Below are 21,819 nucleotides of genomic sequence, written 5' to 3' on the forward strand. Positions count from 1 at the left end.
GCCCGGCGGCGGTCGTCCCGGCGGACCTCCGCGCGGCGGCGGTCGTCCCGGCGGAGGTCGTCGCGGTCCCGGTCGCGGCGGCACACAGGGTGCTTTCGGACGCGGCGGACCTTCCGGTCGCCGTCGCAAGTCCAAGAGGGCAAAGCGTCAGGAAATGGAGGAAATGCAGGCACCGTCGGTCGGCGGTGTCAAGGTTCCTCGCGGTGACGGTTCGACGCCGCTGCGCCTGCGCCGCGGTGCTTCGCTGGCGGACTTCGCCGAGCGGATCGAAACCGACCCCACAAACCTGGTGACAATCCTGTTCCACCTGGGCGAAATGGCGACGATTACGCAGTCGCTGGACGAAGACACGTTCAAGGTGCTGGGCGAAGAGCTCGGCTACAAGATCGAAATTGTGTCGCCCGAAGACGAAGACCGCGAACTGCTCGAAAGCTTCGGCTACGACCTCGAAGCCGAAGAGCTCGAAGACGAAGACGACGACCTCCTGCAGCCGCGCCCGCCGGTCGTCACCGTCATGGGTCACGTCGACCACGGTAAGACCCGCACGCTGGACGCTATCCGCAAGACCAACGTCATCGACCGCGAATCCGGCGGCATCACCCAGCACATCGGTGCTTACCAGGTGACGGTCGACCACGAAGGCGAAGAGCGCAAGATGACCTTCCTCGACACCCCGGGTCACGAAGCCTTCACGGCTATGCGTGCTCGCGGTGCGAAGGCCACCGACGTCGCAGTCCTCGTCGTGGCAGCCGATGACGGCGTCATGCCGCAGACGATTGAAGCGCTCAACCACGCGCAGTCTGCCGGCGTGCCGATCGTCGTGGCGGTCAACAAGGTCGACAAGCCCGAAGCCAACCCGGACAAGGTCATGCAGCAGCTGACCGAGTACAACCTCATCGCCGAAGAGTATGGCGGTGACACGATGTTCGTGAAGATCTCGGCTAAGCAGGGCACGGGCATTGACGAACTGCTCGAATCCGTTCTGCTGACCACCGATGCGGCACTTGACCTGCAGGCCAACCCTGACCGCGAAGCCCGCGGTGTCGCAATCGAAGCGAAGCTCGACCGCGGTCGCGGTGCAGTTGCGACCGTGCTGGTCGACTCTGGAACGCTGCGTCAGGGCGACGCGATTGTCTGCGGCTCCAGCCACGGACGCGTTCGCGCCATGTTCGACGAAAACGGCAACACGGTCGAAGAAGCCGGCCCGTCGCGCCCCGTGCAGGTGCTCGGCCTGTCGAGCGTGCCGCGCGCTGGCGATTCCTTCATGGTCGTCAGCGACGACCGCACCGCCCGTCAGATCGCCGAGAAGCGCGATGCTCTTGAACGCAACGCGGCAGCCGCGCGCAGCCGCAAGCGCATCAGCCTCGAAGACTTCACGAAGGCAATCGAAGAGGGCAAGATCGACATGCTCAACCTCATCCTCAAGGGTGATGTGTCGGGTGCTGTCGAAGCCCTCGAAGACTCGCTGCTCAACATCGAAGTCGGCGACGGCGACGAAGTCGGCCTGCGAATCATTCACCGTGGTGTTGGTGCGATCACCGAGAACGACATCAACCTCGCAACTGTTGACAACGCAATCGTCATCGGCTTCAACGTCCGTCCCGAGGCCAATGCTCGCGACCTCGCGGATGCCGAAGGCGTCGACGTTCGCTACTACTCGGTGATCTACGACGCGATCGACGACATCGAAGCAGCGCTGAAGGGCATGCTCAAGCCGGAATACGAAGAGGTGCACATCGGATCGGCCGAGATCCGCGAAGTGTTCCGCTCGTCGAAGTTCGGCAACATCGCCGGTTCGATCGTTCGCGACGGTGTTATCAAGCGCAATGCCAAGGTGCGCCTGACCCGCGACGGTGTCGTCATCGGCGACAACCTCGCTGTCGAATCGCTGCGCCGCTTCAAGGACGACGTCACGGAAGTCCGCGACGGCTACGAATGCGGTATCGGTCTGGGCAAGTTCAATGACATTCGCGAAGGCGACATCCTCGAAGCCTTCGAGATGCAGGAAAAGCCCCGCGACTGAGGCTCGAGTAAGGAGACTCTGACATGAGCGATCCCACACGCGCACGCAAGATTGCCGACAGGATCAAGGTCATCGTGGCCGAAACCCTCGAAAAGCGGGTCAAGGACCCGCGGCTGGGCTTCATCACGATCACCGATGTTCGGGTGACCGGCGACCTGCAGAACGCAACTGTGTTCTATACGGTCTTCGGTGACGACGAACAGCTGGCCTCAACGCAGGCGGCGCTGGAATCGGCACGCGGTCTCATCCGCTCCGAAGTGGGCAAGGGCCTGGGCATCCGACTGACCCCGACTCTTGAGTTCACGGCGGACGCTGTACCGCAGGCAGCTGAGGACATCGAAAACCTCCTGGCGAAGGCCCAGGCGCGCGATGCTGAAATCGCGGCCGCATCCAAGGGAGCGGTTCCGGCAGGGGACGAAGACCCCTACCGGAAGCCCAGGGAACGAAAGCCGAACGAGGACTTCGACTTCGACGCCTGACCGGATGTGACGAAACTCGTAGGGGGCGGCTTTGCATTGTGCACAGCCGCCCCCTATGCTTTATAAAGCTTCGGTAACGTTCATTAAGGATTGGAAACATCAGTGGGTAGACACTCAGCACCTAAGAAGAGCGCTTTCGCTGACGTCGCTGATCTTCTTGGAGCGCTTCGCCCGTCGCAGCCCGGCCGCCGTTCCGCCCGCGGCGAAGCAGAAACCCTGACCTCCACGGGGATCCTCGCGAAGGTCAACCGCCGCCCGGTTCTTTCGGCTATTGCCGTCCCCGTTGCAGCAAGTGCTGCAATTGCAACATCGGCCGCCGTTATGACCAACAACGGTGCAGGCGAAGATGACACCGCAGCTTTCGCGTCGAAGCTCGCCCCGGAAGCCGACGTCGTTTCGCCCAAGGCTCCCAAGGACGCCGAAAAGTCGGTCAAGGCCGGCGCGGTCTCTCTTGCCGAACCTGTTGAGGAAAACACCGACGGTTCGGCCGGCTCCGGTGCAGCGTCCTCGAACGGCTCCGCATCCGGTGCTTCCGGCAGCGGCTCCTCGTCTGACAGCAAGTCCTCTTCTGCTGGTGCCGCAGCGGCTTCGGGCAATGTGTCCGGCGCAAAGTGCTCGGTGTCCTCGTCTATTGAAAGCGGACTCACCCCCAACGCGATTTCCGCTTACCGTGCGGTCTGCGCCCAGTTCCCGCAGGTGAAGTCCTATGGCGGCCGCCGCAATGACCCCGGTTCGGATCACCACACGGGCAACGCCGTGGACGTTATGATCACCGGTTCGACCGGCGACGCCATTTCGAACTACCTGATCAAGAACTCCTCGCAGCTCAACATCAAGTACATCATCTGGGAGCAGCGAATCTGGATGCCCGGACGCGGTTGGAAGCAGATGGAAAACCGCGGAAGCGCGACCGCGAACCACTTTGACCACGTCCACATTTCTGTGAAGTGACGAAATCCTCTTCTGCTCCCACCGGGCTTCTGCTGATAGACAAGCCTGGTGGGATCACCAGTCACGACGCCGTTTCGCGCACCCGTCGCTGGTACGGCACCCGCAAGGTGGGGCACGCCGGCACCCTTGACCCCATGGCAACGGGCCTTCTTGTGCTTGGTCTGGGGCAGGGGACCAAGCTTCTGACCTATGTGGTCGGGGCTGATAAAACCTACACCGCCACCATGCGCTTGGGCTCGTCAACGCCCAGTGACGATGCGGACTCATCGCCCGATCGTTTTGCCGACCCGGCCGTTTTGGCGGGGCTGACCGAAGCTGAGATTCGGGAAGCCGTGGCAAAGCAGACAGGCAGCATTGAGCAGGTGCCGTCGGCTGTTTCTGCCGTGAAGATCGAAGGCAAAAAGGCCTATGAGCTTGTGCGCGCCGGTGAAGACGTCCAGCTCAAAGCCCGTTCGGTGACTGTTTCTCGCTTCGACATTCACGATATTCGCCGCGCTGAAACGCATATCGACGTCGATGTCTCTGTCGACTGCTCCACCGGCACCTACATTCGCGCCCTGGCTCGTGACATCGGCGAGGACCTCGGTGTGTACGGGCACCTGACCGCTCTGCGCCGGACGAGGATCGGTCCTTTTTCCGTTGATGACGCCCACGAGCTTCCAGAGCGGGGGCAGGTTGACGAGGTGCCGCCCGCTGAGCTGATCGACCTCGGTTCGGGTGCGGCTGGGCTCATGCCCGCAGTGAAGGTCGATGCGCAGGTTGCGCGTGGTCTTCTGCAGGGGCGGTTTCTGCCTATTCCCGAAGCCGATCCGAGCGCCGACAGGTGTGCGGCAATTGCCGACGGCAGGCTCGTTGGTGTTGTCGAGCCGCGGCAGGGTGCGTGGAAGATTGCGGTGGGCACCACCTCGCTCGAAGATTACAAGCAGTAAGCACTTGTAAAACAAAAAACAAGTTATTTTGCTTGTTCGCACGCTGCTTTGCTGAAATACTGTCTCTATGTTCGTCATCAACGCCGATCAGCGTGATTCGCGCAGTGAACCCGACCGAGTGCCGGCCTTGTTGGCCGCTGCGTCGGAGTGTTCAGCTGTCCTGCCTTTTGAACGGACAGTGGGGGATGAAGTGCAGGGCGTGTTCGCCACCGGGGCGGATGTGCTTGCTGCACTCGAGGTTATTCTCCGCAGCGGGCGTTGGTCTGTCGGAATCGGCATCGGTTCCGCCGAGCTTGCAGAAACACCTTCAGCCTCAAGGGGTGATGCGTTTCTCGCCGCCCGCTGCGCCGTTGAGACCGCCAAAAAGCGCTGGCAGGAAATCGCCGTGTGCTCACCCGCTGGAGCGGTAGAGCCCGCGCAGACGCTTGCCGGCTTGACCGGATACTGGATTGAGAAGGCAAGTGACAGGCAGTGGGAAGTTCTTTCCTTGGCCCGCAGCCACACTCAGCGTCAGGTTGCCGAACAGCTGCAGATCTCGCAGCAGGCGGTGTCTGACTCGCTGCGGGCATCCAGAGCCGCGGCCGTTGAAGAGGGAATGATGCAGCTGGAGCTGCTGCTCAACGAAGAGAACGGACGCCACGATGCTTGAACTGGTGGCTGCTTTGGCCGCTGGACTCGCGGCCTCACTGATCGGCTGGCCCGTGACGTCCCTCATTCTGCGAGCCGCCGCGAGCAGGCGGGAAAAGCCGGCGTTGGACATCAAGCAGGAGCCTGCGGTGCAGGACGCCCCCGCTATCGACTCTCCTGGTCTGCTCCGCGGGGGACTGTGGATCGGTCTGCTCGAAAGGTTCACTGCGGCGGTTGCCATTGCGCTGGGGCAGCACGAGGTTCTTGCCGTCATCGTCGCGCTCAAAGGGCTCGGACGCTTTCCTGAGCTGCGTGCGTCCCGCGCGGCGGGGGAGAGGTTCATCATCGGCAGCCTTGCGTCGCTGGCAGTGGCCGGTGTGCTGGGTGAAGCAGCCCGGTTTCTTGTGCGCTACGCTTAGCCCGTCCCAAACATAAGGAGCGTCGTGGAGATTTTCCGGTCGACAGCAGAGTTCGCTGCCGGGCCTAAGCGCCTGCAGGCGGCCAACGCCGTGACGATCGGCAATTTCGACGGTGTTCACCGCGGCCACCGGCTGGTGCTGGGTGAACTCGTTGCCACGGCGAAACGACTCGCAGTTCCCGCCGTCGTTCTGACTTTCGATCCTCACCCGGCGGCCGTGCACAGTCCCGAGCACGCCCCGAAGCTCATCATGGGACTTGACGAGAAGCTCGACAAGATCGCCGAAACCGGCGTCGATGCCGTTCTCGTTCAGTACTACACCCTCGACTTCGCGCAGGCGAGCCCAGAGGAGTTCATCCGCGATTACCTCGTGGGCCACATGCACGCCAGTGCGGTTGTCGTCGGCAGCGATGTCCGCTTCGGCCGCGGAAACTCCGGAGACCTCAATACTCTGCGCACCTATGGCAGGGAATGCGGGATCGACACCGTCATCGGCCTTGACGACCTCGGCGACGACGGCGGACGCTACTCATCGACAGAAGTCCGCTCGCTCATCGACGCTGGTGATGTCACGGCGGCAGCCCACATCCTGGGGGAACCCCATTCGGTGACGGGAACCGTCGTCCACGGCAACGCCCGAGGCCGCGAACTCGGCTTCCCGACTGCCAACCTCGGATTGGTCGACGGCATGATTCCGGCCGACGGCGTGTACGCCGGCTGGACTCGCTTCAACGGCGGAGAGCGCCTGCCCACGGCAATATCCGTGGGCTCTAACCCCACGTTCTACGGTGATGACCGGCGCGTGGAAGCGCACATCATCGGTGTCGACTTCGCAGACCTCGACGTCTACGGGGACGAGGCCGAAGTCGAATTCACCCACCGCATTCGCGGTCAGGTCGTCTTCAACGGCCTCGACCAGCTGATTGAGCAGATCGCCCTAGACGTCCGCGACATCTGCGCCGCCCTGGGCATTGAATGCCCGGAGCAGTCCGAGGGTCGCCTCGGCTGACATTTCGGCAGCCTCGTCGAGGCTGAGCGAAAAGTCATCGCCGGCCTTCGGGCCGCACAGGTCTGAGATCGCGCGCACTGCACCGAACGGAACGCCGAAGGTATGCGCCGTCTGTGCGATGGCCGCGGTTTCCATGTCCGTGCTCAGTGCCGCGGGGAACGTCTGCCGCATGTGGCCGATGTTGGCCTCCGTGATGAACGAGGCGCCTGACAGGGCCTCGCCGAACTTCACCCGGGTATTCTCTGCGGCCCACTGCCGCCCAGCGGCAAGCAGTCGGGCGTCTGCAGGGTAGGCGGCGGGCATGTCAGGCACCTGGCCGGGTTCGTAGCCGAATGCGGTTGCGTCGGAGTCGTGGAAGCGCACGCTGTCGGCAATCACCACATCGGCAATTGCGATGTCCTCTCCGACGCCGCCGGCTGACCCTGCGGAAATGACAGCGCGCGGTTCGTACAGCATGGCTGCCTGTGTTGTTGCGGTGGTTGCGTTCGCTAGGCCGATTCCGCTGCGAATGAGAACAGCGGGTCCGAAGTCGAACTTCAGTCCGTGAAAATCTGCCGGGCCGAGTGTCCGCAGGTGCTCACGGCTTTCGGCTGCGGCCAAGAAGGGTGCGGCCTCCTGGTCCATCGCCACCTGGATGACAACGAGGCCGCTGGGCAGCTGGCCGGGGACCATCAGGCGAACACCTGATCCCATTCGCCGCGCTTGGCGAGGAAGTCGCGCACAGCGGTCTTAGCGCCTTCAAGGGAGTGGCTTGCCGCCCAGCCGCACTGCGTTTCATTTGCGGCGGGAACAGCTTCGGCTTCCAGGAGGTCGTTGAAGGCCTTTTCCAGGATCGGCAGGAACTCCGCCGGTTCGATGCCGTTGGTCAAAGCGTAGAAGCCGGTCTGGCAGCCCATGGGGGAGAAGTCGACGAGGCCGTCGGTGTGGTTGCGCATGTGGTGTGCCGTCATGTGCTCAATCGAGTGGACGGCGGCCATGTCGAGGTGTTCTTTGTTGGGCTGGCAGAATCGGACGTCGTACTTGATGAGTTCGACTCCGCCGGGGAACTCCGTGCGGTCGGCAACGCGCACATAGGGTGCGGCGACAGCTGTGTGATCGAGGCTGAAGGATTCTACGTTTGTGGTGTCCATGGCTCGATTATCGCAGAGGGGTGCGGGCGTGTTAAGGTGGTCTCTGCCGTTTTGCCGGCCGCGGTCTGATAGGGCATTCGCACCAGGCGAGTGCGCCGCGCAGCGATTTCTGAAGGAGAACCGCATGGCACTTGACAAGTCCGTTAAGCAGGAAATCATCAAGGAATACGCGACCCACGAAGGCGACACCGGTTCCCCGGAAGTTCAGATCGCCGTCATGAGCCGCCGTATCAAGGACCTCACCGAACACTTCAAGGAGCACAAGCACGACCACCACTCGCGTCGCGGTCTGCTCCTGCTGGTCGGTCAGCGTCGTCGTATGCTCAAGTACCTCGCTGAAACCGACATTGAGCGCTACCGTGCGCTCATCGCGAAGCTCGGTCTTCGCCGCTGATCATCTGATCTTCACTCAACGGCCCGCCTGCATCCCGCAGGCGGGCCGTTGTGCTTGATACACTGAGCGGTGTCCAAGCCCGCATTCTGCCGGTGATCGACAGTGGCCTCCGCAACAGAGAGTGTGCGTGGGCTTCGATCGAGCACCGGGTGCGGGGACGCTTTCAGTCATCCCCTATGAACGGAGACTCTTTTGGGTATTCACCCTTATTCCTCAGTTGCCCACATTGACAATGGGCGCTTCGGTTCGCACACGGTGCGCTTCGAAACGGGCCGTCTGGCCAAGCAGGCCAGCGGTTCAGCCGTTGCCTACCTCGACGACGACACCATGCTGCTGTCGACCACGACCGCCAGCAAGAACCCGCGCGAAGGCTTTGACTTCTTCCCGCTGACCGTCGACGTCGAAGAGCGCCAGTACGCCGCCGGCAAGATCCCCGGTTCGTTCTTCCGCCGCGAAGGCCGTCCCACCACCGACGCGATCCTCGCGTGCCGTCTGATTGACCGCCCGCTGCGGCCGTCCTTCGTCAAGGGCCTGCGCAACGAAGTCCAGGTGGTCGTCACGGTCATGTCGATCAACCCCGACCACATCTACGACACCCTGGCCATCAACGCGGCCTCCATGTCCACCCAGCTGGGCGGACTGCCGTTCTCCGGCCCCATCGGCGGTGTGCGCATTGCGCTCATCGAAGACCAGTGGGTTGCGTTCCCCAACCACTCGCAGCTGAAGGACGCTGTCTTCAACATGGCTGTTGCCGGTCGCGTGGTCGACGGTGACGTGGCCATCATGATGGTCGAAGCCGAAGCCGGCGAACAGGCCTGGGACCTCATCAAGGCCGGTGGCCAGAAGCCCACGGAAGAAGTTGTGGCAGCCGGTCTGGAAGCCGCTAAGCCCTTCATCCGCGAACTTGTTCGCGCACAGGAAGAACTCGCTGAAAAGGCCGCCAAGCCGGTTGCCGAGTTCCCCATCTTCAAGGCCTACGAAGACGACGTCTACGACGCTGTGAAGGAAGCCGCCTACGACAGGCAGGCCAAGAACTTCCAGATCGCCGACAAGCAGGAGCGCGAAGCCGCAGCTGACGCTCTGCTGGACGACCTCTACGAACAGCTGGGCGAAAAGTTCGAAGGCCGCGAAGCTGAAATCGCAGGCGCCCTCAACGCGATTACGAAGGACATCATCCGCCAGCGCATCCTCACCGAACAGGTGCGCATCGACGGCCGTGGTCTGAAGGACATCCGTCCGCTGTCGGCCAATGTTGATGTTCTGCCCCGCGTGCACGGTTCGGCACTGTTCGAGCGCGGCGAAACCCAGATCCTCGGGGTTTCGACCCTCAACATGCTCAAGATGGAGCAGCAGATCGACTCGCTGGCGCCGGAAACCTCCAAGCGCTACATGCACCACTACAACTTCCCGCCGTACTCGACCGGTGAAACCGGCCGCGTCGGAAGCCCCAAGCGCCGCGAAATCGGCCACGGTGCTCTCGCAGAGCGGGCTCTTGTGCCGGTTCTGCCCAGCCGCGAGGAGTTCCCCTACGCCATCCGCCAGGTGTCGGAGGCTCTCGGCTCGAACGGCTCGACCTCGATGGGCTCGGTCTGTGCTTCGACCCTGTCGCTGCAGGCAGCCGGTGTGCCGCTGCGCGCACCCGTGGCAGGCATCGCCATGGGCCTGGTCTCGGACATCATCGAAACCGAATCGGGCCCGCAGCGCGCCTACGCCGCACTGACCGACATCCTCGGCGCTGAAGACGCCTTCGGCGACATGGACTTCAAGGTCGCCGGAACCGAAGACTTCATCACCGCCATCCAGCTGGACACCAAGCTCGACGGCCTGCCGGCCTCCGTGCTCGGTGCCGCACTGAAGCAGGCCAAGGAAGCCCGCCACGCGATCCTCGATGTCATGAGCGAAGCCATCGACGGGCCGGCTGCCGAAATGGCTCCAACCGCTCCGCGCATCCTGTCGGTCGTCATCCCGGTTGACAAGATCGGCGAGGTCATCGGCCCCAAGGGCAAGATGATCAACCAGATCCAGGAAGACACCGGTGCGGAAATCTCGGTCGAAGACGACGGCACCGTTCTGATCGGCTCAACCGACGGCCCGTCTGCTGAAGCTGCTCGCGACGCCATCAACGCGATCGCCAACCCGCAGGTTCCGGAAGTCGGCGAACGCTACCTGGGCACCGTTGTGAAGCTCATGAGCTTCGGCGCCTTCGTGTCGCTCAGCCCTGGCAAGGACGGGCTGCTGCACATCTCCGAGCTGCGCAAGCTCAATGGCGGCAAGCGCGTTGACGACGTCGAAGACGTTGTCGGCGTGGGTCAGCCCATCCAGGTTGAGATCTCGAAGATCGACGACCGCGGCAAGCTGTCGCTGGTTCCGGTTGTCGACGAAGAGCAGTCGTCCGACGAGGACTGACCTCACCCTTGACTGAACCTCTTCACCGGGAGGACAGTGCGGTAGCCCGCACTGTCCTCCCGTCTGGTATTCGCATCATCACCGAAACAATGCCGGGCTTGGGCTCGGAGACCTTCGGCATCTGGATCGGCTCGGGCTCACGCAGCGAAACCGACGACACGGCCGGCTCCACCCACTTCCTTGAGCACATGCTGTTCAAAGGAACCCGGCAGCGCACCGCGAAGGACATCGCGCGGGAATTCGACAGGCTCGGCGGGGAAGCCAACGCGGTGACCGCAAAGGAGTACACCGCCTACTACGCCCGCTGCCTCATCGACGACCTCGATCGCGCTGCCGAAGTGCTGTGCGACATGGTGTTCAATTCGCTTCTGGACCCGGTGGAGTTCGAACGCGAACGCAAAGTCATCATCGACGAACTCGCGATGGCTGCTGATGACCCGGTTGATGTTCTTTACGAACACTACGATTCGATCATCTACCGCGGTTCCGGCCTGGGCCGTCCCGTGGGCGCCACAAAGCAGCGCATCGCGCAGCTGGACCACAGCGAACTCGTTGACCACTACGCGTACGCCTACACGGGACCGCGGATCGTCATTGCGGCCGCCGGGGGAGCGGAACACGAAGCTGTTGTCGAGGCGTGCCGGCGCGCAGCCGAGCACCTGCCTGCTGAGGTGGGCGGCACCTCGGACCCGGTTGGCGACACCTCGAGTGCCGCAGCCGAACCGGCTCCCGTGTTCCACGCCGACCGCGGCGGCCTGGTGAAGCCGACCGAACAGCAGGTGCTGCTCACGGGTGTCCAAGGCCTGCACCTGGGGCACCCGGACCGCTTCACGCTTGCAGTCCTGCAGATGCTTCTGGGCGGCGGAATGTCCTCGCGCCTGTTCCAGAGCATCCGCGAAGACCGGGGCCTGGCCTATTCGGTGCACTGCGCGGGCTCTCAGTTCAGCGACATCGGCGACTTCGGAATCTACGCCGGGTGCGCACCGGAAGATGCGCCGGAGGTTCTGCGGCTCATCCGTGCGGAGTGCGCAGAACTGGCCGAAAACGGACCGACCCCTGCCGAGGTGGCAGACACTGCCTCTGCGAGTGCGGCATCCGCGGTGCTCGCCATGGAAAGCTCGGCGGTTCGGATGAACCGTTTGGGCCGCAGCGAACTGACCGGCCAGCCGCTTCTGACGACTGACGAAATCGTCGAGCGCACCCGTTCCGTCACCCCGGAAGATATGCGGGAGCTTGCCGCGCGCCTGTTCGGACAGGAATGGGCCATGGCCACCGTCGGCCCGCGTGACGACCTGGACTTCTGACACTCCACCCCACCGACTGCATTCTGTGTACTCGACGCCACCGAGCGAAAGGACCACGATGAACACCACCGGCGGACGCCAGCTTGCCGCGGCTCTCAAAGCGCACGGCATTGAACAGGTCTTCGGAATCCCGGGGACGCACAATCTTGAAATCTTCGCGGGTCTGCACAGCGAGGGCATTCGCATCATCACACCGCGGCACGAACAGGGCGGAGGCTATGCGGCCGATGGTTCTGCGCGTGTTTCCGGCAAACCATCCGTACTCATCACCACGACCGGCCCGGCTGCACTCAACGCGGCCGCGGCCATGCTGCAGGCGCATTCAGACTCCGTGCCGGTGCTGCTGATCAGCCCGGGTGTTCCCGTGCGTCACCCGGGTCTGGGCAATGGCCTTCTGCACGAGGTCCGCTCACAGTCGGGTGTTTTTGACTCCATTGTCGAATCGTCGGTTCGGGTGACTGCGCCAAGCGAGATCCCGCAAGCGGTCGCCCACGCGTTCGCGACGATGACGACGGGTCGCAACAAGCCCGTCTACCTGGAAATCCCACTGGACGTCATCGAAGAGGAGGGCCCGCACACACCGGTGCTGCCGGTGTCCACAGATGTCCGGCTGCCGCTGGACGAGGCTGTTCTGGAATCTGCGGCCCAGGCTCTTCGCTCCGCGAAGAAGCCGCTGCTCATTGCCGGGGGAGGCTCCCGAGGCGCCGGTCGGGCCACAGCGCAGCTCGCGGAGGTTCTGGGCGCCCCTATTGTCGAAACGACCGCTGGAATGGGTGTTCTCGAATCGCCCAACCGGGTTGGCGCCATCGGCGGTCTGGCAGCATTCCACACCCTGCTGGGGCAGGCGGACGCGCTCATCGCGATCGGCACCGAGCTCGCCCCGAGTGAGTTCTGGGACCCCAGTATGCGACTGCCCGAAACAATTGTTCGCATCGATATCGACCAGCGCGCCATGATCACAAACGCCTCGCCTTCGCATCCGCTGCTGGCGCGTGCTGAAGACGCGGTGGAAGCACTGGTTGACAAGCTCGGCGGGCAGCGTGCCGAAGGCGAACTGTGGTCGGCTCCGCTGGCTGAGGAAATCGAAGCTGAACGCGCCGAATGGCACAAGCCGTTTGCGGCTCTGACCGAAGCCATCAACACACACCGGAAGACGATTGACGGACCGCTGACGCTCGTGGGCGATTCGTCGATGTCCTGCTACTACGGCCTGCAGCTGGGCGTTCAGCTGCGTGAGGGTGATCGTTACCTGTACCCGGCCGGCGGCGGCACACTCGGCTACAGCCTGCCGGCGGGCATCGGCGCGAAGTTCGCCCGCCCCGACGAAGACGTCATCGCAGTGGCCGGCGACGGCGGATCGATGTTCACCATCCAGGAGCTCATGGCCGCGGTAGAGCACCAGCTGGCCGTGTCGTTCATCATTGTGGACAACGGCGGCTATGGCGAGATCGCCCGTGAAATGCTCGAACGCGGCGACGAACCGACAGCCGTAGCACTGGGACGCCCGGACTTCGTCGCGCTGGCGCGCTCGCTTGGCATGGAGGCGCAGAAAGTCACGGATGCAGCCGAGCTGGCAGCCGGTCTTGCCGAGGCGCGCAAGGCGCAGGCACCGCGTCTGTTCCTCATGGACGAACACTCACCGACAGCCGACTACCTGGTCAATAACCCGCAGTTCGGCAAATGAGCACAGTCGGGGTGCCCTGCCATCTGGAATAACCGGCTGGGCATCCCCCGTTGTAGCCGGTGACGAGCTTCGATAGGCTCGAAAGCGATAGCGACAGACGTCGCTCATTGACTTCTTAGGAGGAAGACATGACCGTCAAGTACGATCTTCCCGACCTTTCCTACGACTACGCAGCTCTGGAGCCGCACATCTCGGCCCAGATCATGGAACTGCACCACAGCAAGCACCACCAGACCTACGTCAACGGTGTGAACACTGCTCTTGAACAGCAGGCTGAAGCACGCGACAAGGGTGACTTCGCAGCCGCAGCCAAGGCTTCGAAGGATCTCTCCTTCAACCTCGGCGGCCACGTCAACCACTCGATCTTCTGGAACAACATGTCCCCGGACGGCGGCGACAAGCCGACCGGCGAACTCGCTGCCGCTCTCGACGACGCCTTCGGCGACTTCGACAAGTTCCGCGGACACTTCGAAGCTGTTGCAACCAGCATCCAGGGCTCCGGCTGGGCTGTTCTCGGCTGGGACCTGCTGGGTCAGGCGCTCACCATTGAGCAGCTCTACGACCAGCAGGGCAACGTGCAGATGGGCTACGTCCCGCTGCTGCAGCTGGACATGTGGGAGCACGCCTTCTACCTCGACTACAAGAACGTCAAGGCTGACTACGTCAAGGCCTGGTGGAACGTTGTGAACTGGGAAGACGTCCAGGCTCGCTTCGAGCGCGCACGCAAGCAGGGCGAAGGCCTCCTGCTGGGCTGATAGCTCCAACACGCAGAAGGCGGGGAACATGGTGTTCCCCGCCTTTTCTGTGCCCTGATTCTGTGGGCAGCGCGGCTCCTGGCAAAGCTGCCGGCCGCCCTGCCTGAACTCAGCGTTTGTGGTAGAGCGACTTGCGCTGGTACTTGGGGTCCGAGGTGACGCGCATCTGCAGGTTGCGGAACACCTCTTCGTCCACTGAACCCAGGAGGGTGGTGGTGTGCACATCGCAGCTGCGCAGGTCCTTCAGCTTGGCCAGCGCGGCGTCGGCGTGCTGGTCAGCCGTAGCTGATGCCGACAGCGCGATGAGAACTTCGTCCATGTGCAGGCGGGGATTGCGGCTTCCCAGGTGCTGGGTTTTGAGCGTCTGGATGGGTTCGATGTTCTCCGGCTGCAGCAGGTGCACGTCCGGGTCGATGCCCGCCAGGTGTTTGAGCGCATTGAGCAGCATGGCGGCTGAGCAGCCCAACAGTTCAGAGGTTTTGCCGGTGATGATGGTGCCGTCGTGCAGCTGCATGGCCGAAGCTGGCTGCCCCGTGGATGCTTCGAGGTTCTGGGCGATGCCGATGATCGGCCTGTCCGCCGGGGTGATCTGTGCTCTGCGCATGATGACGGCGATCCGCTCCGACACCGTGTTGTCGAGGTTTTCTCGGCGTTCGTCAGCAAGCGCGGTGAAGTAGCGGCGGATGATTTCCTGTTGGGCCGCGTGCCGCACGACGCCGTCGTCGCTGATGCACATGCCTACCATGTTCACACCCATGTCGGTCGGGGACTGGTAGGGCGATTCTCCGTAGAGCTCTTCGAGGGTGGCCTTCAGCAGCGGGAAGACTTCGATGTCGCGGTTGTAGCTCGTGGCTTCCCTGCCGTATGCGCGCAGGTGGTAGGCGTCGATGACGTTGATGTCATCGAGGTCTGCCGTTGCGGCTTCGTAGGCCAAGTTGACCGGGTGTTCCAGGGGGAGGTTCCAGATGGGAAAGGTCTCAAACTTGGCGTAGCCGGAGGTGATGCCGCGCTGGCTGTCGAGGTAGAGCTGCGACAGGCACGTGGCGAGTTTGCCCGACCCCGGGCCGGGGCCGGTGACGACGATGAGGTCGCGAGTGGTTTCGACCCAGTCGTTTCTGCCGAAGCCGTCTTCGCTCATGATGAGCGAGGTGTTGCTGGGGTAGCCGGGGATGGTCACGTGCCGGGCGACCGTGAGCCCCAGGCGTTCGAGCTTGGTGATGAATTCGCGGGCTTTGAGGTTGCCGTCGTCCAGCTGGGTCATGACGACGTTGTTGACGATGAAGCCCTCGTCGCGGAACGCGTCGATCAGCCGCAGGACGTCGTCCTCATAGCTGATTCCCAGGTCGGCCCGGATTTTGTGCCGGTCGAGATCGCGCGCGCTGACGCAGACGAGGATTTCGAGTTCGTCCTTCAGTTCGGCAAGCATTGCCAGTTTGTTGTCCGGGGTGAAGCCCGGCAGAACCCGTGAGGCGTGATTGTCGTCGAAGAGCTTGCCGCCCATTTCGAGGTAGAGCTTGCCGCCGATGTCGCGGCGCCGCTGGGCGATGTGTGCTGACTGTTGGCGGATGTATTCTGCGCTGTCGAATCCGAGGGGAGCCTGCATGGTCTTTGATATTAACACCGCGGTGGGATGACAAAATGGACCTGACCGACAGAAAGGGAATCACGTGGCAGTCAAAGTCGCAGTCATCGGAGCATCAGGACGCATGGGCTCGCACGCCGTCGAAGCGGTGAAAGCAGCCGACGGCATGGAGCTGGTGGCGACGATCGGCCGTGGGGACGATCTTTCCGCCGTGGTGGAAGCCGGAGCGGACGTCGCCGTTGAGCTCACTGTGCCCACATCAACGGAAGACAATGTTCACTTTCTGGTCAGCCACGGCATCCACTGTGTCGTGGGCACAACGGGGTGGAGTGACGAACGTCTGCAGCGCCTGGAACAGCTGACCGAGCAGCACCCGGACGTCGGTGTTCTCATCGCGCCGAACTTTTCCATTGGGGCGGTTCTCGCCATGCAGTTCGCCGAGCTCGCCGCGCCCTATTTCGATTCTGCGGAAGTCATCGAAATCCATCACACGCGCAAACTCGACGCTCCATCCGGCACCGCCGTGTCGACCGCCCAGCGGATTGCCGCAGTGCGCCGCGATGCGGGCCTGCCGGATGTTCCCGACGCAACAGAGGACGACCCGCACGGTGCTCGCGGAGCCGTGATCGACGGCATTCACGTGCACGCCGTCCGTCAGCTGGGCATGAATGCTTCCGAGGAAATTCACTTCGGCTCAGCTCACGAAGCACTCACCATCCGCACGGACTCACACTCGACCGAAGCCTTTATGCCGGGCATCATCACCGCTGTCGGCAAGGTCGACCAGCATCCCGGCCTGACGGTGGGGCTGGAAAAGTACCTCTGATGTCCAAAGCGAAGATCGGGGCGGCTGTCATTTCGGTGCTGCTGCTCCTGTACCTCATCTTTATGGTGCAGCGCGGCATGATCATGCTGCGCGAACCGAATATCGTTGCGAAGCTGCTGGCGGTCGCGCTGCTGGTGCTGCCGATCATCGGGGCGTGGGCGCTGATCGTTGAGCTTCTGTTCGGCGCTCGCATTGAGCGTTTGGGCAAGCAGCTGGCCGAGGAAGGCGGGCTCCCAGCGGATGATCTCCCGCGCACACCAGGTGGGCGGATTGTCCGCGAAGCCGCCGACGAACAGTTTGAGCTCTACGCTCGCGAAGCCGAGGAAGCGCCGGATGACTGGCGGTCGTGGTTCCGCCTGTCAATGGCCTATGACGCAGCCGGCGACCGCCGTCGCGCCCGCAGCACCATGCGCAAGGCCATCACAATGGAGCGAACCGCTCGCCGCGAATCCAGCTGATCCAGCCCAACCTCGGCGCTCCTCAACCGACTCGATCGACTTGAGCCCGCCTCGTCCGCTTTCCGCGCGCTGCCAGCCGCACAATCGCGGCGATAGCGGTCTCCAACGGGCCTCGTCGCGAAATGAGCGCCTTCCACACCATGGCGATGCCGATGAGCACCAGCGCGTGCGTCACATACTCCTGTGTTGGTGCCATGCCGGCAGTCATTTCGAGCAGCACCACGTGCAGCGAATACGCGGTCAGCGCCATCGAACCCGGGGCGGTCAGCGGCAGCAGAAGACGCGGAGCGAGCGCGGGGAAGCTGGTGAACAGCAGACAGAACACCCCGATGACCGCTACCGCGACTCCCGCTGTTCCCACGAGGTCCGGGGGAGTGCCGGTGTGCGGGCCGTTCACTGCCAGCCACCACGCGGTGTCGGTGGGGACGGTTCCCCAGTTGCCGTAGGTCGTCGCCTGTTCAAGAAGGCCCGGTTCCTCAGCCGCCGAGGCGGAAAGCACCTCCCAGCCGCGGCTCACCAGAAGCAGGGATGAGATGGCTGAGGCCATGATCGCTGTTCCCAGACCGACAGCGCTCGCCGTTATTGCAGTCTGCCGTGACCAGGGGACATGCGCGAGCGCCATGCCCACGAGGATGTAGCTCATCCACTGCAGCGCGGGGTAATAGCCGGTGAGCACAACTGACTGCAGCAAGCCCGCCGGATCATAAAGCGAATCGAGGCTCGGGACGTTGAAGTCCTGTTCCAGCTGCCAGTGGGCGCGGACTGCGTGGGACACGAGGGGAGAGGCTGCGAGCCACACGGCTGCGAGTGCTGCAAGTGTGCGACCGCGCAGGGGAAGCAAGACGGACGCGGCAATGAACAGGAAGCCGTAGACGGTCAGGATGATTGCCAGGCGAGTGCTGACAGTGCCGAGCACGAGGCCGATTGCGAAGATGATGATTCCGCGGATGACCGCGGCTGCAATGGCTTTGCCCGGGGTGGACAGAGCCCGTGAACGCGAAGCCAGAACCAGAGAAAAACCAGCAAGAACTGCGAACAGCGCGCTGGAACGGCCCGCGAACACAACAGCCCAGGTCGGTTCGAGGTCGTCCGTGCTGAGACTGAAGATGTGGGTGACGATCATCCCGAAGAGGGCCAAGCCGCGCGCCGCATCGAGCCACTGCAGACGCCCGGGCGGGAAGAGCCTGTTCGCAGAGTTCATGGGCTCGATTCTGCCACGGGTCGACCGTGGTCACGGGCCACTTCGACACCTGCTGACGGTACAGTAGGGGCATGGCTATTCAGGGAGATTCACAGGCAGCGGAAGCGATCGCAGCTTTCGGTCGCGTCGGTACGGCGATGGTGACGCCCTTCAAGGGTGATGACGTCGACTTCGATGCGGTGCAGGCTGTTGCCAAGCACCTGGTGGCCACGGGCAACGACATGCTCGTCGTCTCCGGCACCACCGGTGAATCACCGACAACGTCATTTGAAGAAAAGGGCGACCTTCTGCGCGCCGTGAAAGAAGCCGTGCCGGAAAACGTCCGCGTCGTTGCGGGCATCGGCACAAACGACACGCGCACCTCGATTGCGAATGTCGAACAGGCGGTCGAAGCCGGCGCCGATGGACTTCTGGCCGTCACGCCCTACTACTCCAAACCGTCGCAGGCGGCCATTGCCGAACACATGCGGGCAATAGCCGGCGCTTCGGACCTGCCGGTCATGCTCTACGACATTCCCGGCCGATCGGGTGTGCCGATCGAAAAGGAAACACTCATCGAACTGGCCGAGTGCCCCACGATCCTCGCGGTCAAAGATGCCAAGGGCGACCTCGCATCGACGATCGAGGTCATGGGCAGCACTGATCTTGTGTACTACTCGGGCGAAGACGCCCTCAACCTGCCGCTGCTGGCCTCCGGTGCCGTAGGCGTGGTTTCGGTTGCGGCGCACGTCATTGCCCGCCCCCTGTCTGAAATGGTGGATTTGGTCGCTGCGAATGACATCGCCGCGGCTCGCCGCCTGGCCCTGGACCTTGCTCCTGCGGTCGATGCAATCATGAATCACATGCCCGGAGTGGTTGCCGCCAAGGCCTGCCTTGAGCTCATGGGCGTGATTCCCTCCCGCGCAGTTCGCATGCCTCTTCTGCCGGCCACGGCGGACCAGGTCGACTTCCTGCGCCGAACATTGGAAGGACACGGTTTTCTTCAGTGATTGAACTGCCAACCGACCTCGGAACACCCCCGAAGGTCGACCCCAACGCCCTGCGGATCGTCGCTCTTGGCGGTCTCGGTGAAGTCGGGCGCAACATGACGGTCTTCGAGACCGAAGGCAAACTGCTCATCATCGATGCCGGTGTGCTCTTTCCCGAAGAAGAACAGCCGGGAGTCGACCTCATCCTGCCGGACTTTTCGTACCTTGACGGGCGCGAAAAAGACGTTGTCGGCATTGCGCTGACCCACGGCCACGAAGACCACATCGGCGCTGTGCCCTACCTGCTGCGCAAACTGGGCCGCGACGTCCCGGTTCTCGGTTCAACCCTGACCCTGGCTCTTGTCGAACCGAAGCTCAAAGAGCACCGCGTGCGGGCCAAGACGAAAGTCGTGTCGGAAGGCGACCGCGAAAAGCTCGGTCCGTTCGACCTCGAGTTCATTGCCGTCAACCACTCCATTCCGGATGCTCTGGCCATTTTCCTGCGCACGAATGCGGGAACCATCCTGCACACGGGTGACTTCAAAATGGACCAGCTGCCCCTGGACGGCCGGATTACGGACCTGCGCTCTTTCGCCCGTGTCGGAGAAGAAGGCGTCGACCTCTTCCTGACGGACTCCACCAACGCGGAAGTTCCCGGCTTCACAGCCCATGAGCGCAACATCGGGCGGGTGCTTGAACAGCAGTTCAGCCACGCCTCGCGCCGTGTGATCGTCGCGTCCTTCGCATCCCACGTCCACCGTGTGCAGCAGGTTCTAGAAGCCGCTGTCGCCCACGGACGCAAGGTGGCGTTTGTCGGCCGGTCCATGGTCCGGAACATGAAGATCGCCCAGGAACTGGGCTACCTTCAGGCTCCAGCGGGTTCGATCATCGACATCAAACAGGTCGAAGACCTCCCCGAAGACCAGGTTGTGCTCATGTGCACCGGTTCGCAGGGCGAGCCCATGGCGGCGTTGTCGCGTATGGCCAACGGCACCCACCAGATCGATCTGACCGAGGGCGACACCGTCATCCTGGCAAGTTCGCTCATCCCGGGGAATGAAAACTCGGTGTCCCGCGTGATCAACGGCCTTATGCGCCTAGGTGCAACCGTGATCCACAAGGGCAATGCCGCGGTGCACGTGTCCGGCCACGCATCGGCCGGTGAGCTTCTGTACGCCTACAACATTGTGGGGCCCAAGGGTGTTATGCCGGTTCACGGCGAGTGGCGCCACATGCTCGCCAACGCGAAGCTGGCAATGGAAACCGGTGTGCCCAAGGAAAAGGTCGTCGTCGCCGACGACGGCTGGGTTGTCGACCTCAAGGACGGGCAGGCTTCGATTGTCGGAGCTGTGCCGTGCGAATACGTTTTCGTCGACGGCAAGTCGGTCGGCTACGTCACGGAAGACGATCTGCGCGACCGTCGCGTGCTGGCTGGCGAAGGCTTCGTGTCGATCTTCATGACGATCGACGTGAAGAACCGCGAGATCGTTGCCGGACCGGAAATCCACACGCGCGGTGTTGCAGAGCACGACCGCGTGTTCGACACCATTAAGCCGAAGATCACCAAGGCTGTCGAAGACGCGCTCGATGACGGTGTGAAGAACCAGCACCGCCTGCAGCAGATCATTCGCCGCACCATCGGCAGGTGGCTGTCGACCAAGCTGCGTCGCGGTCCGATGATCGTGCCGATGGTTGTTCTTGTCGGCGACGAAGACTGAGCGTCGGAGCTGCTAAGGCGCTGACTCCGAGAACTTGAAAGGCTGGGCGAGGGGAGAGCCCTCGCCCAGCCTTGTGTCTGCGGGCTGTGTGTGCGCCGTTTGAGGCCGGACGGCTTAGGTGCGGGCCTCCCACACCGCGGTCAGCTTTGCCGCTGCGGCGTGCAGTTCCTCGGCGAAGGAATCGTAGACGTCTTCTGTCAGACGCGAGGTCGGTGATGATGTCGACAGCGCCGCGGGCACGGGCGCGCCGGACACGTGCACTGCCAGGCAGCGTACGCCGATTTCCTGTTCTTCGTCATCAAGGGCGAAACCGCGTTCCCGGCTGAGCTCCAGTTCGGCTCGCAGCGCCGGGGCATCAATTGACGAGGTGGAGGCGAGTATCGCATCGACCTCACCGGAAGGCAGGTGGGCAAGCGTTGCTTTGCCCACGCCGGAGCTGTGCATGGGCACGCGTGCGCCGACTTCTGTGAACATGCGCATGGATCGGCGGGATGCCGCCTGGGCGACGTAGGTCATGGTTGTGCCCTGCATAAACGCGAGGTTGACGGTTTCGCCGAGTTTGCCCGCGAGTTCGTCGAGAATGGGCTGCAGATCATAGCCGACCTGCGAGGCCGCCTGCGCGCCCAGGCGGATGAGGGCCGCTCCTAGGGAGTAGCGTTTGTCGGGGAGCTGCCCCACGTAGCCGCGGGCGGACAGGGTCGCCAGAATGCGGTGGACCGTCGGGGCCGGAAGACCCAGCTGCTCTGCAATGTCGATGGAGCGGGCAGCCCCGCCCATGGAGCCGAGCGCCTCGAGGACGTCGAGGGTGCGGTCGACTGATTGAACTCGCGATGTCGGTGCCACTTCGCCTCCTGATTGCACACACGTGACAATGCGACGTAGAACACATCTAGGGTAGTATACTAATTTCACTAGATGGAAATGAAAATTCATTTCTGTACCTTGCCGTTGATACGC

21 protein-coding genes are annotated in these 21,819 nt (G+C 63.1%); 16 read left to right on the plus strand and 5 right to left on the minus strand.

The window, feature by feature from the left end; translation table 11 throughout:
* The 7 genes from infB to HMPREF3092_RS08295 all read left to right on the plus strand — a co-directional run.
* Nucleotides 1–2,023, plus strand: a 2,023-nt coding sequence (gene infB, locus HMPREF3092_RS08265; protein ID WP_083274334.1) for a translation initiation factor IF-2, incomplete at its 5' end; no start/stop codon positions are given.
* 23 nt (nucleotides 2,024–2,046) lie between these two features.
* The gene (gene rbfA / locus HMPREF3092_RS08270) at nucleotides 2,047–2,502 is read left to right on the plus strand and encodes a 30S ribosome-binding factor RbfA (RefSeq protein ID WP_019174862.1); all 456 of its coding nucleotides are present in this window, start codon (nucleotides 2,047–2,049) and stop codon (nucleotides 2,500–2,502) included.
* Between the two features lie 102 nt (nucleotides 2,503–2,604).
* Nucleotides 2,605–3,453, plus strand: coding sequence for a VldE C-terminal domain-containing protein (locus HMPREF3092_RS08275; RefSeq protein ID WP_070424552.1), 849 nt, complete (start codon nucleotides 2,605–2,607; stop codon nucleotides 3,451–3,453).
* Nucleotides 3,450–4,382: a tRNA pseudouridine(55) synthase TruB gene (truB, locus tag HMPREF3092_RS08280; protein ID WP_070424553.1), complete on the plus strand. Its 933-nt coding sequence runs from the start codon at nucleotides 3,450–3,452 to the stop codon at nucleotides 4,380–4,382. Before HMPREF3092_RS08275 ends, truB begins: the two co-directional genes overlap by 4 nt.
* A gap of 67 nt (nucleotides 4,383–4,449) precedes the next feature.
* Nucleotides 4,450–5,031: a hypothetical protein gene (locus tag HMPREF3092_RS08285; protein ID WP_070424554.1), complete on the plus strand. Its 582-nt coding sequence runs from the start codon at nucleotides 4,450–4,452 to the stop codon at nucleotides 5,029–5,031.
* Nucleotides 5,024–5,428, plus strand: coding sequence for a hypothetical protein (locus HMPREF3092_RS08290; protein WP_061943496.1), 405 nt, complete (start codon nucleotides 5,024–5,026; stop codon nucleotides 5,426–5,428). The genes HMPREF3092_RS08285 and HMPREF3092_RS08290 overlap by 8 nt, the downstream gene beginning before the upstream one ends.
* A gap of 24 nt (nucleotides 5,429–5,452) precedes the next feature.
* Nucleotides 5,453–6,436 carry a bifunctional riboflavin kinase/FAD synthetase gene (locus tag HMPREF3092_RS08295; protein WP_070424555.1) on the plus strand — a complete coding sequence of 328 codons (984 nt, stop codon included), beginning with the start codon at nucleotides 5,453–5,455 and terminating at the stop codon, nucleotides 6,434–6,436.
* On the opposite strand, the gene mtnN is transcribed toward HMPREF3092_RS08295, so the two are convergent.
* Nucleotides 6,365–7,108 (minus strand): 5'-methylthioadenosine/S-adenosylhomocysteine nucleosidase, encoded by a 744-nt coding sequence (mtnN, locus tag HMPREF3092_RS08300; RefSeq protein ID WP_070424556.1) that lies wholly within the window; start codon nucleotides 7,106–7,108, stop codon nucleotides 6,365–6,367. The two genes, HMPREF3092_RS08295 and mtnN, sit on opposite strands and share 72 nt — an antisense overlap.
* Nucleotides 7,108–7,566: an S-ribosylhomocysteine lyase gene (locus HMPREF3092_RS08305; RefSeq protein ID WP_070424557.1), complete on the minus strand. Its 459-nt coding sequence runs from the start codon at nucleotides 7,564–7,566 to the stop codon at nucleotides 7,108–7,110. The genes mtnN and HMPREF3092_RS08305 overlap by 1 nt, the downstream gene beginning before the upstream one ends.
* Nucleotides 7,567–7,690: 124 nt before the next feature.
* On the opposite strand from HMPREF3092_RS08305, the gene rpsO reads away from it, so the two are divergent.
* The 5 genes from rpsO to HMPREF3092_RS08330 all read left to right on the plus strand — a co-directional run bounded on the left by rpsO (nucleotide 7,691) and on the right by HMPREF3092_RS08330 (nucleotide 14,109).
* Nucleotides 7,691–7,960, plus strand: a complete 270-nt coding sequence (gene rpsO, locus HMPREF3092_RS08310; RefSeq protein ID WP_019174870.1) for a 30S ribosomal protein S15 — start codon at nucleotides 7,691–7,693, stop codon at nucleotides 7,958–7,960.
* A 192-nt stretch (nucleotides 7,961–8,152) separates the two neighbouring features.
* Nucleotides 8,153–10,366, plus strand: a complete 2,214-nt coding sequence (locus HMPREF3092_RS08315) for a polyribonucleotide nucleotidyltransferase (RefSeq protein ID WP_070424558.1) — start codon at nucleotides 8,153–8,155, stop codon at nucleotides 10,364–10,366.
* Between the two features lie 8 nt (nucleotides 10,367–10,374).
* Complete coding sequence (locus tag HMPREF3092_RS08320) at nucleotides 10,375–11,670, plus strand: M16 family metallopeptidase (protein ID WP_070424559.1); 1,296 nt, start codon at nucleotides 10,375–10,377, stop codon at nucleotides 11,668–11,670.
* Between the two features lie 58 nt (nucleotides 11,671–11,728).
* On the plus strand, nucleotides 11,729–13,354 hold the full coding sequence (locus HMPREF3092_RS08325; protein WP_070424560.1) for a thiamine pyrophosphate-binding protein: 1,626 nt from the start codon (nucleotides 11,729–11,731) through the stop codon (nucleotides 13,352–13,354).
* A gap of 128 nt (nucleotides 13,355–13,482) precedes the next feature.
* Nucleotides 13,483–14,109, plus strand: a complete 627-nt coding sequence (locus HMPREF3092_RS08330) for a superoxide dismutase (protein ID WP_061943511.1) — start codon at nucleotides 13,483–13,485, stop codon at nucleotides 14,107–14,109.
* Between the two features lie 109 nt (nucleotides 14,110–14,218).
* On the opposite strand, the gene HMPREF3092_RS08335 is transcribed toward HMPREF3092_RS08330, so the two are convergent.
* Complete coding sequence (locus HMPREF3092_RS08335; protein ID WP_062019537.1) at nucleotides 14,219–15,712, minus strand: DUF1846 domain-containing protein; 1,494 nt, start codon at nucleotides 15,710–15,712, stop codon at nucleotides 14,219–14,221.
* A 64-nt stretch (nucleotides 15,713–15,776) separates the two neighbouring features.
* On the opposite strand from HMPREF3092_RS08335, the gene dapB reads away from it, so the two are divergent.
* Entirely contained in the window at nucleotides 15,777–16,517 is a 741-nt protein-coding gene (dapB, locus tag HMPREF3092_RS08340) for a 4-hydroxy-tetrahydrodipicolinate reductase (RefSeq protein WP_083274336.1), read from the plus strand.
* A complete protein-coding gene (locus tag HMPREF3092_RS08345) occupies nucleotides 16,517–16,975 on the plus strand; it encodes a hypothetical protein (protein WP_062019539.1) in 459 nt (152 codons plus the stop codon). Before dapB ends, HMPREF3092_RS08345 begins: the two co-directional genes overlap by 1 nt.
* 22 nt (nucleotides 16,976–16,997) lie before the next feature.
* On the opposite strand, the gene HMPREF3092_RS08350 is transcribed toward HMPREF3092_RS08345, so the two are convergent.
* Nucleotides 16,998–18,176, minus strand: a complete 1,179-nt coding sequence (locus HMPREF3092_RS08350; RefSeq protein WP_070424561.1) for a heparan-alpha-glucosaminide N-acetyltransferase domain-containing protein — start codon at nucleotides 18,174–18,176, stop codon at nucleotides 16,998–17,000.
* Nucleotides 18,177–18,247: 71 nt separating this feature from the next.
* On the opposite strand from HMPREF3092_RS08350, the gene dapA reads away from it, so the two are divergent.
* Nucleotides 18,248–19,165, plus strand: a complete 918-nt coding sequence (gene dapA, locus HMPREF3092_RS08355; RefSeq protein WP_070424562.1) for a 4-hydroxy-tetrahydrodipicolinate synthase — start codon at nucleotides 18,248–18,250, stop codon at nucleotides 19,163–19,165.
* A complete protein-coding gene (locus HMPREF3092_RS08360) occupies nucleotides 19,162–20,862 on the plus strand; it encodes a ribonuclease J (RefSeq protein ID WP_070424563.1) in 1,701 nt (566 codons plus the stop codon). The genes dapA and HMPREF3092_RS08360 overlap by 4 nt, the downstream gene beginning before the upstream one ends.
* A 114-nt stretch (nucleotides 20,863–20,976) precedes the next feature.
* On the opposite strand, the gene HMPREF3092_RS08365 is transcribed toward HMPREF3092_RS08360, so the two are convergent.
* Complete coding sequence (locus tag HMPREF3092_RS08365) at nucleotides 20,977–21,705, minus strand: IclR family transcriptional regulator (RefSeq protein WP_070424564.1); 729 nt, start codon at nucleotides 21,703–21,705, stop codon at nucleotides 20,977–20,979.
* Nucleotides 21,706–21,819 lie beyond the last annotated feature (114 nt).

Origin of the sequence: Brevibacterium sp. HMSC24B04, from assembly GCF_001806835.1 — a bacterium.
GTDB classification, from domain to species: Bacteria; Actinomycetota; Actinomycetes; order Actinomycetales; family Brevibacteriaceae; genus Brevibacterium; species Brevibacterium ravenspurgense.

Excerpts from the sequence above, each read along its gene's own strand:
- rbfA (WP_019174862.1), top strand. The coding sequence starts at position 2,047 with ATGAGCGATCCCACACGCGCACGCAAGATTGCCGACAGGATCAAGGTC.
- HMPREF3092_RS08285 (WP_070424554.1), top strand. The coding sequence starts at position 4,450 with ATGTTCGTCATCAACGCCGATCAGCGTGATTCGCGCAGTGAACCCGAC.
- HMPREF3092_RS08290 (WP_061943496.1), top strand. The coding sequence starts at position 5,024 with ATGCTTGAACTGGTGGCTGCTTTGGCCGCTGGACTCGCGGCCTCACTG.
- mtnN (WP_070424556.1), bottom strand. The coding sequence starts at position 7,108 with ATGGTCCCCGGCCAGCTGCCCAGCGGCCTCGTTGTCATCCAGGTGGCG.
- HMPREF3092_RS08305 (WP_070424557.1), bottom strand. The coding sequence starts at position 7,566 with ATGGACACCACAAACGTAGAATCCTTCAGCCTCGATCACACAGCTGTC.
- rpsO (WP_019174870.1), top strand. The coding sequence starts at position 7,691 with ATGGCACTTGACAAGTCCGTTAAGCAGGAAATCATCAAGGAATACGCG.
- HMPREF3092_RS08325 (WP_070424560.1), top strand. The coding sequence starts at position 11,729 with ATGAACACCACCGGCGGACGCCAGCTTGCCGCGGCTCTCAAAGCGCAC.
- HMPREF3092_RS08330 (WP_061943511.1), top strand. The coding sequence starts at position 13,483 with ATGACCGTCAAGTACGATCTTCCCGACCTTTCCTACGACTACGCAGCT.
- HMPREF3092_RS08335 (WP_062019537.1), bottom strand. The coding sequence starts at position 15,712 with ATGCAGGCTCCCCTCGGATTCGACAGCGCAGAATACATCCGCCAACAG.
- HMPREF3092_RS08345 (WP_062019539.1), top strand. The coding sequence starts at position 16,517 with ATGTCCAAAGCGAAGATCGGGGCGGCTGTCATTTCGGTGCTGCTGCTC.
- HMPREF3092_RS08350 (WP_070424561.1), bottom strand. The coding sequence starts at position 18,176 with ATGAACTCTGCGAACAGGCTCTTCCCGCCCGGGCGTCTGCAGTGGCTC.
- dapA (WP_070424562.1), top strand. The coding sequence starts at position 18,248 with ATGGCTATTCAGGGAGATTCACAGGCAGCGGAAGCGATCGCAGCTTTC.